The organism is Pedobacter sp. PACM 27299 (assembly GCF_001412655.1).
In the GTDB taxonomy this organism is placed as follows: domain Bacteria; phylum Bacteroidota; class Bacteroidia; order Sphingobacteriales; family Sphingobacteriaceae; genus Pedobacter.
Window position 1 is genome coordinate 4,104,787 of sequence record NZ_CP012996.1, and the last position, 16,372, is coordinate 4,121,158.

12 protein-coding genes are annotated in these 16,372 nt (G+C 38.0%); 6 read left to right on the forward strand and 6 right to left on the reverse strand.

What is annotated here, in order from left to right:
- Positions 1-494: 494 nt before the first annotated feature.
- Entirely contained in the window at positions 495-1,832 is a 1,338-nt protein-coding gene (locus tag AQ505_RS17315; RefSeq protein WP_082461605.1) for a metal-dependent hydrolase family protein, read from the reverse strand.
- A 125-nt stretch (positions 1,833-1,957) separates the two neighbouring features.
- Here AQ505_RS17315 and AQ505_RS17325 point away from each other — a divergent pair.
- Positions 1,958-3,135 (forward strand): IS3 family transposase gene (locus AQ505_RS17325; RefSeq protein WP_231634920.1). Its coding sequence is split into 2 segments (ribosomal slippage): positions 1,958-2,222 and positions 2,222-3,135, totalling 1,179 coding nucleotides; the frame shifts between segments, so codons are not numbered across the junction.
- 197 nt (positions 3,136-3,332) lie between these two features.
- On the opposite strand, the gene AQ505_RS17330 is transcribed toward AQ505_RS17325, so the two are convergent.
- The 3 genes from AQ505_RS17330 to AQ505_RS17340 form a co-directional block, all read right to left on the reverse strand.
- Complete coding sequence (locus tag AQ505_RS17330) at positions 3,333-3,656, reverse strand: hypothetical protein (protein ID WP_157262455.1); 324 nt, start codon at positions 3,654-3,656, stop codon at positions 3,333-3,335.
- Positions 3,656-4,339, reverse strand: coding sequence for a potassium channel family protein (locus tag AQ505_RS17335; protein WP_062549331.1), 684 nt, complete (start codon positions 4,337-4,339; stop codon positions 3,656-3,658). Before AQ505_RS17335 ends, AQ505_RS17330 begins: the two co-directional genes overlap by 1 nt.
- Positions 4,340-4,579: 240 nt before the next feature.
- On the reverse strand, positions 4,580-5,938 hold the full coding sequence (locus AQ505_RS17340) for a PAS domain-containing protein (RefSeq protein WP_062549332.1): 1,359 nt from the start codon (positions 5,936-5,938) through the stop codon (positions 4,580-4,582).
- A gap of 771 nt (positions 5,939-6,709) precedes the next feature.
- Here AQ505_RS17340 and AQ505_RS17345 point away from each other — a divergent pair.
- Positions 6,710-8,158, forward strand: a complete 1,449-nt coding sequence (locus AQ505_RS17345) for a PAS domain S-box protein (protein WP_197286214.1) — start codon at positions 6,710-6,712, stop codon at positions 8,156-8,158.
- Positions 8,159-8,169: 11 nt separating this feature from the next.
- Here the strand turns inward: AQ505_RS17345 and AQ505_RS17350 are convergent, their stop codons facing one another.
- Together AQ505_RS17350 and AQ505_RS17355 are read right to left on the reverse strand one after the other, a co-directional pair.
- Positions 8,170-9,942, reverse strand: coding sequence for an ATP-binding protein (locus AQ505_RS17350; protein ID WP_062549334.1), 1,773 nt, complete (start codon positions 9,940-9,942; stop codon positions 8,170-8,172).
- Positions 9,943-10,585: 643 nt separating this feature from the next.
- Positions 10,586-12,097, reverse strand: a complete 1,512-nt coding sequence (locus AQ505_RS17355) for a PAS domain-containing sensor histidine kinase (RefSeq protein ID WP_062549335.1) — start codon at positions 12,095-12,097, stop codon at positions 10,586-10,588.
- Between the two features lie 239 nt (positions 12,098-12,336).
- On the opposite strand from AQ505_RS17355, the gene AQ505_RS17360 reads away from it, so the two are divergent.
- From AQ505_RS17360 to AQ505_RS17370, 4 genes are all read left to right on the forward strand, one after another.
- A complete protein-coding gene (locus AQ505_RS17360; protein ID WP_250636620.1) occupies positions 12,337-13,797 on the forward strand; it encodes a PAS domain-containing sensor histidine kinase in 1,461 nt (486 codons plus the stop codon).
- Positions 13,760-13,855, forward strand: a complete 96-nt coding sequence (locus AQ505_RS27100; RefSeq protein ID WP_250636629.1) for a hypothetical protein — start codon at positions 13,760-13,762, stop codon at positions 13,853-13,855. Before AQ505_RS17360 ends, AQ505_RS27100 begins: the two co-directional genes overlap by 38 nt.
- Before the next feature lie 4 nt (positions 13,856-13,859).
- Positions 13,860-14,216 carry a response regulator gene (locus AQ505_RS17365; protein ID WP_062549336.1) on the forward strand — a complete coding sequence of 119 codons (357 nt, stop codon included), beginning with the start codon at positions 13,860-13,862 and terminating at the stop codon, positions 14,214-14,216.
- 105 nt (positions 14,217-14,321) lie between these two features.
- Positions 14,322-15,380: an endonuclease/exonuclease/phosphatase family protein gene (locus AQ505_RS17370; protein ID WP_062549337.1), complete on the forward strand. Its 1,059-nt coding sequence runs from the start codon at positions 14,322-14,324 to the stop codon at positions 15,378-15,380.
- The last annotated feature ends 992 nt before the right edge of the window (positions 15,381-16,372 follow it).

Sequence of the window (16,372 nt, forward strand, 5' to 3'; positions counted from 1 at the left end):
AGGCTGATTAATCAACTTGACGGTCTTTGATAATAACTGGCCCGCAGGTTCGTCGAAGTGATCCGCGTGGGTGTGGGATACCAGAACGAGTTCAACGCCGTCGGTGATCGTCGAGATGATTTACTAACACTAAAAAGGGATAAATAAACTTTACCCCTTTTATTTACTTCGACAAATCGAGAAGGAAAAATAATTACCCTTATTTATTCACATGGCTGTGATCACGAACTACTTCATCTTAAGCTTTTGATGATCCTTTAATCTATTTACCCATATGGAATTCTGTTTTCAAATTAATAGTCACTATTGCATAAAAAAGCAGATACTATGGAAACTTTACATCAACTGTCGCATTTTTTTAATAAGAGACCTTTTCAGAATTAGGAGACTTAACTTTCCAATGTACTGAACTAAGAACTTTGCTTTTCTGCAATACAAAAACTGCCCATAAATCCCAAAAGCACAGTTATAGCAACACCTGGACTGCAGAGCTTTTAGTCCTTATTCGAAACCATATTCTTATAAATAATGCCGTTTTTCATAATGATAATGAAGTTCTTTTCAGGATTTTCTATTAATTTTATATTTTTTATAGGGTTTCCATCCACTAGTAGCAAGTCAGCATAAGCGCCTTGTTCAATAACACCAAGTTTTCCTTCAGAATATGGGTTACGCTTACCACATAAAGCAAGCAACTCCGCATTGGTGGAAGTAGCCATTCTTAAGATTTCGAAGGGTTTGTACCAACGTACAAGTTTGGCAAGCTGTGCACCTTGCCTTGTAGCCAGTTTTGCATCAAAAAGGCAATCGGTGCCCCAGGCTGTTTTTATATTATATTTTTTTGCGAGCGCGTATGCATTGTCTGTTCCTTTGGTCATTTCCAACTGCTTTTTTCTGTTCTCTGATCCTTCAGGCTGGGGATTGGCATCAGCATCATCCAAAAACGGCTGCAATGATAACCATACCCCCTTTTGTGCAAGGAGTTTCGCTGTCGCATCATCCATCAATTGCGCGTGTTCTATGCACTTTACACCGGCATGTACGGCCGCCACAATAGCCTTTGGTGTATATGCATGCACAGCGACATAGGTTCCCCAATTATCGGCTGCATCCACAGCTGCCTTAATTTCTGCCTCTGTAAACTGGGACACGTCCAAAGGATCATAGCTAGAGGCCACACCACCGCCGGCCATAACTTTGATTTGGGTGGCACCCAAACGCAATTGTTCCCTTGCCCGCATTAAAACCTGATCGGCACCATCAGCAATGATCGTCATACCAGATTTTTCCATATAATTTAACGGTGCGCCTGTATGCTTTGGCACATCTGTAGGCATTCCAAAGTCACCATGTCCACCGGTTTGGGAGATGGTAGCACCGCTTGGATAAATACGAGGCCCATTAATTATTCCCTGATCTATCGCTTTCATGAGGCTAAATGAGGCTCCTCCCATGTCACGCCCTGTCGTGAATCCACGAAATAGTTGTTTCTTGGCTGCATCTGCTGCAACAAGGTTAACATATCCTATATCTGATATCATTGCAAGCTGTAATGGAATTGATTCCATTGTTAAGTGAATGTGTGCATCGATTAATCCTGGCATTAAAAACTTACCCTTGCCATCAATAATTTGCGTATTTGTGCTTTGAATTATAGCAATAGGGCTGGTAGAAACGGTTTTTATCAGATTAGCTTCGATCAATACATTTCCGATGATGGTTTTCTCATCTTTACCGTTAAAAATTTCTACATTATTAATCAGTATAGCTCTAGGCTGTCCTAATGCCATGCTAGCCATTGTTAATAGAATAATAGTGAATACGTATTTCATAACTTATAAATTAGCTGAATTAGAAATAAACCTATTTTTGCAGAGTGGCTACATAGAATGTAGATCTGGAGTTAGTACATTTGAATAGACAGTAAGTTAAGAGAATTCATAACTTAACAGAAATTATGTCCCGAGAAAGAAAAGCGTATCCAAAAGAGTTCAAGCTGATGAGTGTTGAACTGAGTAACAGCCGTAACGATTTGACAGCCCTTGCCAAAGAGTTAGATATCCAAGTCTCTTTATTGTATCGTTGGAGGAAGGAATTGTCAAACAAACAGAGCACTAGTTTTCCAGGGAATGGGAAAGTAATACTAACGGAAACCGAACAAAAGTTAGCCCGATTGGAAAAAGAACTTCGTGAAACACAAATGGAGCGAGATATATTAAAGAAGGCCATCAGCATTTTCTCCAGGAGCGACAGCAAATATTCAGGTTCATAACGGATCATAGTACGTTATTTCCTGTCGGGAAAATGTGTTTAGTATTAAAGGTAAGTCGGGGTGGTTTTTATAGCTGGTTAAAGAATATTCCCTCAAACCGAAGTATTGAAAACAACATGCTTGAAACCGAGATTCTTCAGGCTTTTGAAAACAGTAAAAAAATATACGGAAGTCCTCGGATCACTCAGGAACTTCATAAAAAGAACATAAAAGTGTCCAGACCAAGAGTTGCCAGAATGATGAGAAAAGCGAATTTGAGAAGTATCGTAAAGAAGAAATTCAAAGTGACCACTGATTCCAACCATAAGTTCCCAGTACCGGAAAATAGGTTGGGCCGTGATTTTAAGCCAGGAATATTAGGTGCAGTTTGGGTATCGGACATCACCTACATTAGAACAAAGCAGGGCTGGCTATATTTGACCACCGTTATAGATCTGGGTGACAGAAAAGTGGTCGGCTGGGCATTAAGCACAACAATGAAGGCTATAGATACAACAATACCAGCATTTAAAATGGCACAAAAAAACAGACCTATCATTCAAGAGCTTATTTTCCACTCTGATCGCGGGGTTCAGTACGCCTGTAATGAATTTAAGGGCATATTGGAGAAAAATGCCTTGATCATCAGGAGTATGAGCAGAAAGGGTAATTGTTGGGACAATGCAGTCGCTGAGAGCTTCTTTAAAACACTTAAAACGGAATGTATATACCAACATAAGTTTATTAACAAAGAGCAGGCAGCACTCGTCGTATTTGAGTATATAGAAACATGGTATAATCGCAAAAGGCTACATTCAGCTTTGGGGTACATGTCCCCACAGGAATTTGGTCAAAACTTAAATAAACAAAATATTGCAGCTTAACCCAATGTCCATTTTATTGTTGCAATTCCAATCATTATTTCAACAAATCAAACTCCGACTTTTTGAACAACCTTTTTCATTAGTGTGTCAAGTTGGGAATTGAGAAAGATATTTCGTTCTCGACTACCAGCATTCTTTATTAAGCTTTAAAAAAGCTATTTATTAAAGTTAACTTTTTTAAATTATTAACGGGTCAATTAAATATGATAATAGCCCTTATAAAAAAACATATATTTAGATTTAGCGACTGCAACTAAAATATTCTTAAGAAAACCGCGCGTTATTCGAGGAGTTGAATTACAAAAGCCAACAGATGATGTAAAAACGTTAATTTTAGCACCAGGTTCGAATCCATACCCGCCAGCTTTGTTGAGACTTCTGTACTGCTGCGATGTGCTGCGAACCCATTTTTCAGCAGTCTGATAGAAATGCTGTGGGTACTTAAATCCTAGCTCGCAGGCAACATCAGCTATAATATTAATACCCTCAAGCATCTTAATTTTAGCTACATCGATCGCCACTAAACCTTTTTGTTACTCACCATATTATTGGTAACCAACCTGGCAATAACCACGGCAGGATATAATATCCCTACTGCAGAAAGCAAAACTGAAAGCATACGTGAGGCCATTCCATCAGGATAAATATCGCCATAACCAACTGTAGTTAACGATACCAGGCTGTAATAAACATAAACAGCATAATCAGTATCGTTATTATGCAAATTTATATTCCCGGCAATTGATTTACCGGTTTGAATTTTTAAAATCTCAAAAGCAAACGCGCCCATTAAGGCAAATAAGAGATAAACATTCACTGCTCCTATCACTCTGAAGACATTACGCTCTGCATTTCGAAACAACAGCCTAACATTAATAAAAATGAACAAACTCATATTCACAAGCCCAACTAAACGCTCCACTAAATAGTATTCCTTAGGCGTATCGTCAAATCTAATCATGAGCAAAATCAAATGCGCCAAGAACAGAAATGACGATAAATATATGTTCCACCTATCTTCGCTTGAAAAAATCCCAATAAAGTAGAGTGCGAGGAATAACATATTTAAAACCAAAATATCTACTACTGCTCCCTCTAGCAAAATGGGCATAATAAATACCATAAAAAAGAGCATTACCAATAATGTGATAAAGCTGGTGTCTGAATGCCAATAATCCTTTACACTATTAATAATTCGTTTCAACGGCAGTATGATTTAGATAAATTTAAATAAGAACCGGCGGTAACAGCTTGTTGAGCATATACAATTTAGAGCTGAAAGAATGTAAATTAAACATTTGCTGCAACTTAATTTCAAATAATTTAGCAATATAATATACACGAAAGGTCCAAAATCCAATCCACCTAAATCCAAGTAGCTACTCAGTATTGCTAAAAACAAGCAGTTGTTGAACGCTTTTAATTAAGTTGCAACCTAGACACTTTATGAGCTCTTGGTTATTTTATTGGTTATAGAGGTGACCACCTCATCTAGTTCGACTGAGGATTTGGCGAGGTGTTTTATTAGCTCCTCACTCTCCTGATCTAGACAATTGTATTGCAGTAGATTTACCAGCGCCATTATTTTTGTTAAAGGAGCACGTACCGCATGGGACTGTAACCAGGCGATTTCCTTGAGTTTATTGTTCTGCTCTTCAATAGCTCTCATTTGCTTTTTATTCTCGGTAATATCTTGCATTGCTCCAATCATTCTATAAGCATTTTGATTCTTGTCAAATCCAATGTATCCACGGTCCATGATATCGCGGTAAACACCATCACCACACAAAAACCGGTATTCATCCTTCCAAAATACAATCCCTTGTTGAATTTGCATTTCGATCTTTTCCATTACCCTTGGACGGTCATAAGGATGAATATTGTTCTCCCACCAGGAGCCGTCCGTCAGTAAACTAGCCGACTCGTATTTCAAAATTTCACTGAGTCCAAGATTCCAGCTGATTTTCTTGGTTTTAAAATTAAAATCCCAGATGGCATCTCTGGTAGCTCTTGCTACGATCTTATAGCGTTCTACACTCTCAAAAACTAGGTTTTCGTGCTCCACTCTGTCGGTAATGTCTCTGGAATTACAAACAATCCCTAAAATAGATACATCTTCAATCAGGTTCGTTGCACGGGTTTCGATCCACCTCCATTCTCCTGCGATATTCTTAAAACGGAATGGAGAAAACAGCAGCTGCTGAGTTGTTTTTAATTTTTCAGCTTCTTTAACGACTTGATCAACATCATCAGGGTGAATGAAATCCAAAGCATTTTTACCTATAAAAGTAGTCGACTCAATTCCCAGTATTCTCAAGGAGGTTGGGCTTACATATTTATAGTTCAACTCCAAATCAACAATAGCAATCAAATCAGACCCTTCTTGAACCAGGGCCTTAAATCGCTGTTCACTTAAAGCCAGTTGCTGCTCTGCAATGATTCTACTGGTAATGTCTTGAGCCAGCACTAGCCTAGCCTTAAGCCCATTGAAATCAATTAAACTACTTTCAATTTCAACAAAAATAAGCTCGCCGTTTTTCTTAAGATGCCGGAAAACTGTTTTATAAAATTCTTCACTGTGATCGTCCTCCCGAACTATATCATTTACCAGAACCAAATCCTCCGCAGGACTGATATCGGTAATTTTCATATTCAAAAATTCCTTTTTACTATAGCCATACTTCATTACAGCCGCCAGATTAACCTCTAAAAAGAAAAAAGTTTTGATGTCAAAAACCCACATTGGCAAAGGCGACTTTTCGAATAGATTGTCAAGACTGATAGGATCAATTTTACCCTTCATTTTGCTTCGATTTACAGGTGTGATTGTTGATTAATTATAAATGGCAAAAAAAATTCAGGATATTCAATAGGTAACCGTAAACCTCAAAAGTCAATTTCCGCTAACATATAAAAAAAAGCAATAACTAACCACCCTCATCAGAAAATTCACTTAAATACCCAGGGTCAAGCTAAACCTATCCTAAAAATAAATCTAGAATAGACCATTTTTGTTCTGTTTTAACAGGCACAATTTATTTCAGAAATCGCCCCTCAGATCCTTGTATTAATAAAGTATCATCAACATTTTTATATTGCTAAGAACCTTAATTGCTAAAAAGCGGTAAATTGGCTTATAGGAATAATTTTTATTGGAATTTTACTTATATAAAGATCGTTTTTTTATGGTGACAGGATCTTGCATGTAGTTGATATACGTAAAACAATTCAATTCCAAACTTGTTTAGCAGGCAAAAATTTTTGAAAAGACACTTAGATTTCTATCATCATGTTGCTGCCCTTTGGGGTCAATGCGCAAAATGCTGGTAAAATGTTCGCTGAAACAACCAGGTTGTGGATACCGCTGGAACCGACTCCGCCTGAAGTTCAATTAAGTATCTGATCAAGCTTGAAGAAGCATTTTAACCCATCCAGAAGAACCCAAATAAATTTTAGTAGTCCAAATCGCCAAAGACTCAAAATCAGCTGCTGCGGAAAGAATCAAATAAAAACGGTATTTTTGCAGAAAATGGACATTTTATGGCCATTTCAGCCTTCCTTTATAAAAACAGCTATGAGCACAATAAACTATCCGCAATTCAGCCTAGATTTTCATAAAAACATCTTAGAAAGCCTGGAAGATTATGGAGTATTTACTACTGATAAACATGGAATTGTAACTAGTTGGAATAAAGGAGCAGAAAATGTGCTCGGCTATGTTGAACAGGAAATATGCGGCCAGTCTGCCAGGATCATCTTCACAGATGAGGATCGCAAGAATGAAATTCCAGAGCATGAATTCACAGAAGCAATGGAAAAAGGAAGAGGTCAGGACGAGCGTTATCATCAAAGAAAAGATGGAAGTTTGTTTTGGGCCAGCGGACTAGTTTTTCCATTATATGACAATGACCAGAACCATATTGGCTTCACCAAAATTCTTAGAAACCTAAGTAACCGCAAGCAGGCAGAAGAAGAGGTTTTAGAAGCCAGAAAATATGCACAAAGTATTGTTGAGACCTCTAAAGAACCCATCCTCATTTTAAATGCTGACTTGAGCATTAATTCTGCAAGTAAATCATTTTTTAATTTATTCAATTTAGACAAGCAGGAAGTCGAAAACCTAAACCTGTTCGAGGTGCTGTCCAGATCGCTCGACCCCCAGGCGCTAAAAGAGCAAATGCAAAGTTATGACAGCTTTGAAAACCTCGAACTAATTCAGCCTCAAAAACAGACTGATGAAGAACATATATTACTGGTTTCCAGCCGAAAGGTTTTTCAAACTTTCAAATCAATCGGCCAATTTCTCCTGACATTTGAAGACGTCACATCAGCACGAAAACTCGAACAGGCTAAAGAAGATTTCATGAACATCGCCAGCCATGAACTCAAAACCCCCATTTCAGTGATCCGCTCCTATACACAATTACTAGGTCTGGAACTAAAAGAAAAAAGCAATGATCGGGTCAGCAAAATTCTCAAACGCATTCTTCATCAATCAGACCACCTCAATAAGCTCACCTCGCTGCTGCTGGATGTTTCCGCCTTTAACGCCGGAAATATTAGCCTGAATAAAGCGCCTTTTGTATTGTTAGAACTGGTCCTGGAGATCGCTGCTGAAATAACCGAAAATGCAAACCATCAAATCATCCTGCAGGAAATCAGCGACGTCAGGGTAATGGCAGATCGCAGCCGCATCGCTCAGGTGATCACCAATCTGATAACTAATGCCATAAAATACTCACCTGATGCGGACATCATAAACCTTAATCTACAGGTAGATGATAGCAAAAAAACTGTAAGGCTATCAGTTCAGGATTACGGCATAGGTATTTCTCTTAAAAATCAACAAGAACTGTTCAAGCGTTTTTCAAGATCAAATCATAAAAAAGCGAGAAACATAGACGGTTTTGGCATGGGCTTATACCTCTCTCAGGAGATCATAAAAGCACACAGGGGTCAAATAAGCGTCATCAGTGAGGGAGAAAATGGCTCCACATTCTATTTCGATCTAGATGTGATTTAAATAAATTGCTGCTAAGCCTGGTAATTACTCTGTCCCATTTTTACACTTTGCTCTAGCTTTTGTTTTAGCTGCTCAACAGAAAATGGTTTCAGCAAAAAATCATCCAAATAACGCAGCTCAGGATGCTCCTCTAAAGACATCCCGATTGAAGCAGTAAGTGCAATGATACAGACCTGACTTTTTTGTGGATCGCTCAACTCACGAATCCTCCTACTGGCATCAAAACCACTCATCACAGGCATATTAATGTCCATAAGTATTAAGTCATAAGGGTTCGCTATTACAGCGTCCAGGGCAAGCTCGCCATTTGCTGCAACATCAGCAACCAGCCCCCATCTGGTCAGCGTTTTCTGCAATACCATCACGTTTACAGGATTATCCTCAGCAATCAAAATTCGCAAATGCCCAATTTCAGTACTGAATTCATCCGGCATAACCTGAGGCTCATCATTAACAAGCTCAGCAAAGGACAGTTCAAAACTAAAGAACGTTCCCAGCCCCTGTTCAGATTTAAAGCTCAATACACCTCCATGAAGCTCCACAAGCCTTCGGGCAATACTTAAGCCAAGACCAGTACCCTGGAACTGCTCAGAGATTTGATGTTCAGCGCGAAAATAAGGTTCAAAAACACGAGCTTGCTGCGTTTCAGGAATTCCGATCCCAGAATCTTCAATTTCAAATCTAATGCGAAGCATAGCTGAATCAGCCGATACCACAACGGCCTTAATTTTAACAAATCCTGATTTTGTGAATTTTATTGCATTTCCGGCAAGGTTAAAAAATATTTGAGTCAACCGGATCTGATCCCCCATCACTAATTTCTCCTTAATCCGATCATCCATATCAAGCTCAAAGACTAAATTACTATCCAAAATCCGCAATTTTAGCGCGCCATACACATTACTTAATAAAAGGTCCAGGCGAAAACTCGTACTTTCCAGCTGTTCCATTCCAGCATCCAGGCGATTAAAGCTCAGGATATTATTAATCGTTGACATCAGGTTTTCTGCTGAAAAACTTAAGATATCCAGATTTTCCCTTTGTCGATCACTAGGATTGTCTTCCAGTAATATATTAGTTATCCCAATCACTGCATTCAAAGGGGTGCGAAGTTCATGAGACATGGTAGCCAGGAAATTAGTTTTCGCTGCCGCCATCTTTTCCGCCGAAACCAGCGATTTTTTAAGATTGGCATTCAACAGCCGCTCCTTACGGCTGGTCTTCTTAAATGCACGAAAAAAATAATGATGAATAAAAATAAGCAGTAAAAAGTTAAACACTAAAGCAAAACTATATTCATAAAAACTTACAGAAAGATTCCCAACTAAAAAGTCAATTTGAGTAAGCTCTTTGATAAAAAATAACGCCACCAAAGACAGAGTGTTGACTAATGAGTAAGCCAATCCCCATCGAAACCCCAGGATATAATAACCACCCGATACAATAATCAGAACGTACTGCACAGTCACTATATTTATTCCATCCTGCAGTAATAACATATTCGACCAAACAAAACAGGTCAGGCAAAAAATAAAATAATGCCCTACCTTTTTCCAGCAGACCTCTGTGAATATTAAAATCAAACCCAGGATAAATAGCAGTAATAATAAGCTAACCCTATAACCAAGGATACTGGGCTCCTGAAAGTAATATATAACCAGTAATACCATGCTCTGGAAGGAAAAAGCAATCAGCAATTGCATAAGGATTGTGATTCTTCCGCGGTTAAGCAGTCCGGCTTCGTTGTTGCGGATTGCTTTAAATTTCTCTATAAATCTTTTCATATTTGTTCACACAAATCACCTATTTATTTATCAGCTCTACCATAATATTTCTTTAACAAATGCCAGATCAATAGCGATCATGACGATCGCCTATAAACTCTGCATAATCATTTCAGCCGCTTATTCATTCTAAATGAATAAGCTAAGCCATATTTTAGCTTTTGGCCTGGCGTATGCCACCAGAATCCTTAGTTCGTGAATTCAATAAATTATTGTATTTCAACTCACAAGACATGGTGTGTATGCTGAACACCTGTTTTCAACAAACAAAAACAAGTTCTTAAGTCCTTATCTTAAGACAGCAGCAGCAACCCAACTTTATCTGAGATTAAAAAATAAAACACCTCATCAACCTAAAAAAATTTGATGTTTTATAGTCTATTTTTAGCAAAACCAATTAAGTTTAACCAGCTCCCTTATGCAAATTACATACCAAGGAAAATGAATTAATGCTATTAGAAGTTATTGAATTAATTATTTGGTCTATCCAGCAACCAAAGCTTTTTAATAGATATTAAAGAAAATTAAAATCCTATTTTTCTTCCTAAGATAAAAAGCTAGCATTATTTGTGAAGTCAAAAGCCGATAAAAGAACACCTACAAACTAATAGCTGCAGTGTTAGAAGAGACCCACTGCAATAAATTAGAAAGAAGTAGGCAATTTAAAGTGAAAAACACAACCATTATGCTCATTATCCTCCATCCAGATTTCACCTTGATGGGCGCTTACGATTTCTGCACATAGATATAATCCTATTCCAAAACCAGCAGCATTCTTTATCTTTGAATTTTCTATCTGGCTAAAAAGCTCAAAAATTCTACTTTTATCAATATCCGCAATTCCGCAGCCTTGGTCTGTGACACTTACCTGGACGTAACCTGATTCTTCAAAACAGCTTATGGTAATCGTTTTGTAAGCAGGAGTATATTTAATGGCATTAGCCAATAAATTGGCCACCAAAATCCCAATCTTTAACCGATCAGCTCTGAGGATAATCGGCTGAATACCGTTAAAAACAAAAGTGTGCAGGGCTGCTGACAGCCGAACTTCATTCAGATGCTCCAGCAATAATTCTTGCAAATCAAAATCGCTCAATTCCAATATAAAATTATCAGATTCCAAACGCGAAATACTCACAAAACCATTCACCATACCCGTCATTTTTCGAACCTGTGACATGGCCAGCACCATCATTTGATCCAGATTGTCATCCTTGTTGACTTTTACTTTCCTGCCCAATAACTGTAGTAGTCCAGTGAGGGAAGTAAGGGGCGTTTTTAGCTCATGACTGGCCATACCGATAAACTCACTTTTACGTGTCAGCTCCAATTTTTGACTAGTAATGTCCATAACTATTCCCCTAAACAGCACAAGTCCACCACTTAAATCCCTGACTACCCAACCAGTTAAACGAAACCAGAGTGTTTGTACTGAATTCACAGGCCTGATCGGATACTCTATTTTAAATGATTTTTCCAATTCCATAAATTCCTCCAAGATCTGAGCAACTGAATCCCGGTAATCTTCCTGAATCAGCTCAAGGACTGTGTTTAGCGAAACCTGCCCTGCACTAAAACCATGTAGTATGGCACCTCTTTCAGAAAAGCTCAGCACTTTGTGTTCACAACACAACTTCCAGGTTCCCAGCTTAGCAATCTTACTGAGCATAAAGCATTCTTCCTTACTGGAGGCCAGTTCATATTTAGAGACCTCTAGCTTTCGGGAGGTATCCTGCAGCAATTGTTTGGAAAATACCTGATCGCTAACATCCTGTATGCTCACCAGAATTCCATTGACAAGGCCATGTTCAGAAATAGTAGCATGAAAAGTATAATCGATAAACCTGGAAAACAGCTCCCCGCTCTGGCTCTTAAAGCGCATTAGGACCTGCTGATCTTTAAAACTCTCCCCGGTATGAAAAACCTGCTGAAGCTGTGCTAAAATAACAGCATCAATCATAGGAAAGGCTATGACTAAGGGTAGCCCCAGGGTTGGAATAGCCTGGTCACGTTTCCAGAAATCAAACATGGCCTCATTGGCAAAGCCAATAGTCAATAATTCACCTTTTAAAACAGCTACAGGAATCGGCAATAGGTTTAATAGCTGTTGATTTTCAGCATATGACAGCAAAACACTGTCATTTACATACGGCATAGGCTTTGGAGTTAAATAAAAAGAATTGGAAATCAACTATCTACCCCACAGAACATCCCTATACCCATAAAGTTTAAAAATAACTAAAATAGCGGCTATGATACTTGGGAATACAACCTTAAGGGGGAAATTACAAAATTTAGCAAAATTAAAAACATTCAAAAAATCACCCTAATTTTTAATCAGGTTAAACAAAATAGACATCAATGGAGTTATTATTCCTAAAATTTTGACTCCACTTGAATTTAAATCATATTATACCCGAGTCGCTTATTCTGGTCAAGGTACTGGAGGCGGCCAATACAGGAATTGTAATTACCGATAACCTGTTACCCGATAATCCGATAGTTTTCTGTAACCCTGCTTTTGAAGAAATTTCAGGTTACAGCCGCGCAGAGATCATAGGACATAATTGTCGTTTCCTGCAAGATCAGGATAGAGATCAACAGGCACGTTTTACGATAAAAAAGGCTTTAACTGCAGGAGAAAACTGTGTAGTAGAAATTCGAAACTACAATAAACAAGGAAAGCTATTCTACAATGAACTGCATATCTCTGCAGTAAAAGATGCCTCGGGTCAAATCACCCATTTCATAGGAATTCAAAACGACATCAGCAAAAGGAAAATAGCAGAACATGCGCTGGAAATGAATTTTAAAGAAATTGAGCAGAAAGTAGCCGAGCGAACCCAAATGCTACAACAAAGTGAAGAATATTTATCTAGCATTGTTGAAACCATTCGCGAAAGCCTGATTGTAATGGATAAAAATTATCATGTGCTAAGCGCCAATCAGCATTTTCTGAGTACCTTTAAAGTCTCCATAAATGACACAAAAGGAAAACTGTTATATCAACTGGGTAATGGGCAATGGAACATACCTGAACTTAAAACCATGATGGAAGAAATCCTTCCCAATAACAATCCGGTGTTAGATTATGAAGTAGAATACGAATTTCCGCACATAGGTAGGAAATTGATGCTGCTCAACGCCCACCGGGTAGAGTTAGAAGGACAATTCAAAGACCGGATTTTACTAGCCATAGAGGATATTACTGAGCGGAAGGCCATTGAGCAGCGCAAAGATGATTTTCTGTCCATTGCAAGTCACGAACTTAAAACACCTTTAACCACCGTTGTTGGTTACATGCAGATGATCCAAAGGCTTATGCCTGAAAATGCTTCAGATAAATTCAGAACAGTAGTCAACAAGACAGGCAGCTATGTAGGTCGCCTGAACCAACTGTTGTCCGAGCTGCTGGACGTTTCCAGAATACAAAGCGGTAATATCGAATTGCATAAGGAACAATTTGATTTTGACAAAATGATCCTGGATACCATAGAGGGTATTCAATCCGCCAGTCCATGCCACCAAATTACCATTAAAGGTAAAACAGGCATCTGTTATTATGGTGATGAATCTCATCTCATCCAGGTACTAACCAACCTGATCAGCAATGCCATTAAATATTCACCAGAATCTAATATCGTTGAAGTCCATATCTCCAGAGTCAGTAATTTTATTAAAGTTTCTGTGAAAGACCATGGAATGGGGATTAAGGAAGACGAATTGAAGAAAATCTTCCAGCGATTTTACCGAATAGGTGAAATTCAACAAAAACTATCCTGGAATGGGCATTGGTCTGTATATCTGCGAGCAGATCATCAAAAACCACCAAGGTACCTTATGGGCAGAGAGTAAACCTGGAACAGGTTCCCTATTTAGCTTCACCCTACCGTTAAACCCTACAAAACCTTAAATAAATGGATAAGAAAGTAATGATTTGTGATGACGATAAAGGCATTCTTGAAATGATGGAACTAATTGTAGAGGATTTTGGTTACCGTGTTTGCACAGAAGCAAACAGCATGAAATTGATTAAAGCCATGGAAAGGGAAAAACCTGATATTCTAATACTGGACATTTGGATGCCCTTACTTTCAGGTGATCAGGTACTAAAAAACCTTCGATCAGATCCAAAATTCCAAAAGCTGCCGGTAATTATGTACTCAGCCAGCACTGATGGAGCGGCAATTGCAAAAAAAACAGGGGCAGATGACTATCTGCCCAAACCTTTTGATATTAATTTACTGATCGAAAAAATCCAAAAACTTCTTTAAAAACTACTCAGGTAGGGTTTATAAACTTCAACATTATGTTTACTACAAAGTAAGTAGGCATAATAATTGTCAACACACCAGTATTTTTTTGGTTAAAAAACACACATGAATATTTTTTTACTTTTTCTCAGTTGCATTCTTTTGTCGTTTTCCTTGCTTTCTTTAATCAGAAATGATTATTGGACATTCAGAGTATTCGACTATCCAAGATTGCAAAAATTTGTTGCAACAGCAGCTACCTTAATTCTCGTTATTGTCTTTTTTACTGAATACTTTCTACCACAATGGATGCTGGTAGGCTTACTATCGCTGAATCTGGCTTTTTTAGGCTATCAAATTATCCCTTTTACTCCATTAGGGAAAAAACACATTTTATGGAGTAAGAACTATATTTCCGGTCAGAGTATCCGCATAATCATCTCAAATGTATTTCAAGATAACACCAACTTTCAAGGCTGTCTTGACGTTTTAAACAAAAATGAAGCAGACCTGATCTTATTATTGGAAACTAATAAAATCTGGGAGCAGCAGACGATCAGCCTTCAAAAAACACATCCGTTCCATTATCGTGTACCTCAGGAAAACACCTATGGAATGATACTTTACTCAAAGTATGAACTGCTCAGCCCGGAGCTAAAATTTCTTGTGGAACAGGACATCCCATCCATCCATACAAAAATTAAATTACCCTGTGGCCAAATCATACAGCTATATGCTTTACACCCTACTCCACCAGTGCCCAATGAAAATCCAAGATCAACCGAGCGCGACAAAGAACTGCTGCTTATTGCAGATATGGCTAAAGCCTGTTCTGATCCTGTCATTGTGATTGGAGATATGAATGATGTAGCCTGGAGCTATACTACAGAATTATTTCTTAAAATGAGCGGCTTACTTGATCCCAGACGCGGACGTGGATTTTATAATTCCTTCCATGCCCATTATCCCATCATGCGCTTTCCACTAGATCATGCTTTTATATCTACGGATTTCAAACTTCATAAAATAAAAAGGCTACCAAATTTTAACTCCGACCATTTTCCTATTTATATAGGATTACAATATGAACCCGCAGCAGAACTACAACAGCAAAGCATCAAAGCCAGCCCTGAGGATATAGCCATAGCCCAGGAAAAAAAACATGCAGTCACCTATATTATATAGTTTATGTAATCTTTTTATCACCAGCAGTACAGTAGGAAAGGGAATTGCGGGGACAACGCAGTAGCAGAGCGCTACTTCAAGGCAAAAAAGCTAAATGTGTAAAATCAGCACAGTTTGACTGACAAAGCGCACGCAGCGCGCATCGTTTTCCAATATATTGAAACTTGGTACAACCCTAAAAGACTACATTCTACACTGGGCACCTCTCTCCATAGGAATTTAGAATAAACTTAAACAAACAAAATATTGCAGCTTAACCAAATGTCTACTTTATGGTTGCAATTCGATATCCTATACAAGATATCCCTTAAGTAATTAGTGCAATCCAATACGTATTTTTTTAAATAAAAACAGTATTAATACTAATTAGCCACTTATTACCTTTGTATAGCTATGCTTAATATAATTTATAAAAATACATCGGGTAATTATAATCTTGTAGAAGCTGAAAACAAGGAAAAGATGCCAGGGACTTATCTCTGTATGAAGGGATATAATGAAATTGTCTGCATTTTTGATAAGAAGACAAAGAAGGTTATCTATAAATGTGGAAAATACATGAATCACTATGAAAAACTAAAAAACCGATTTAAATTATATTAGCGTCTGAGCAAATAACTAAAGACATCTTTTATGATATTTTATTCCATGCCTTTCTCAAGCTACATCGCAGTAACCAAAGAATTATGCTGCATGTTTCGGCAAACTGGCTGAAGTTAGCCAAAGAGTTGAAGTTAAAAAGGGCACTAGTAAGGAAACCAACTATACCTACATTCAATTTATCCAGAAACTTCTGTCTAGTTTCGGGTTCAGCACACAAACTTATGGAATCAAAAAACACACTTTCCCCTTAAAAGTCCAGATTGACAAAATACTTCTTTTAAAAAGCACATCAGCAACAAGCCAGAGCACCGCTATCAGGCTCAGCAAAACCTTCTTTAACAGCAATTAATAACAGTCATTGAGCTTTGTCTTGCAATATACTTCGCTGC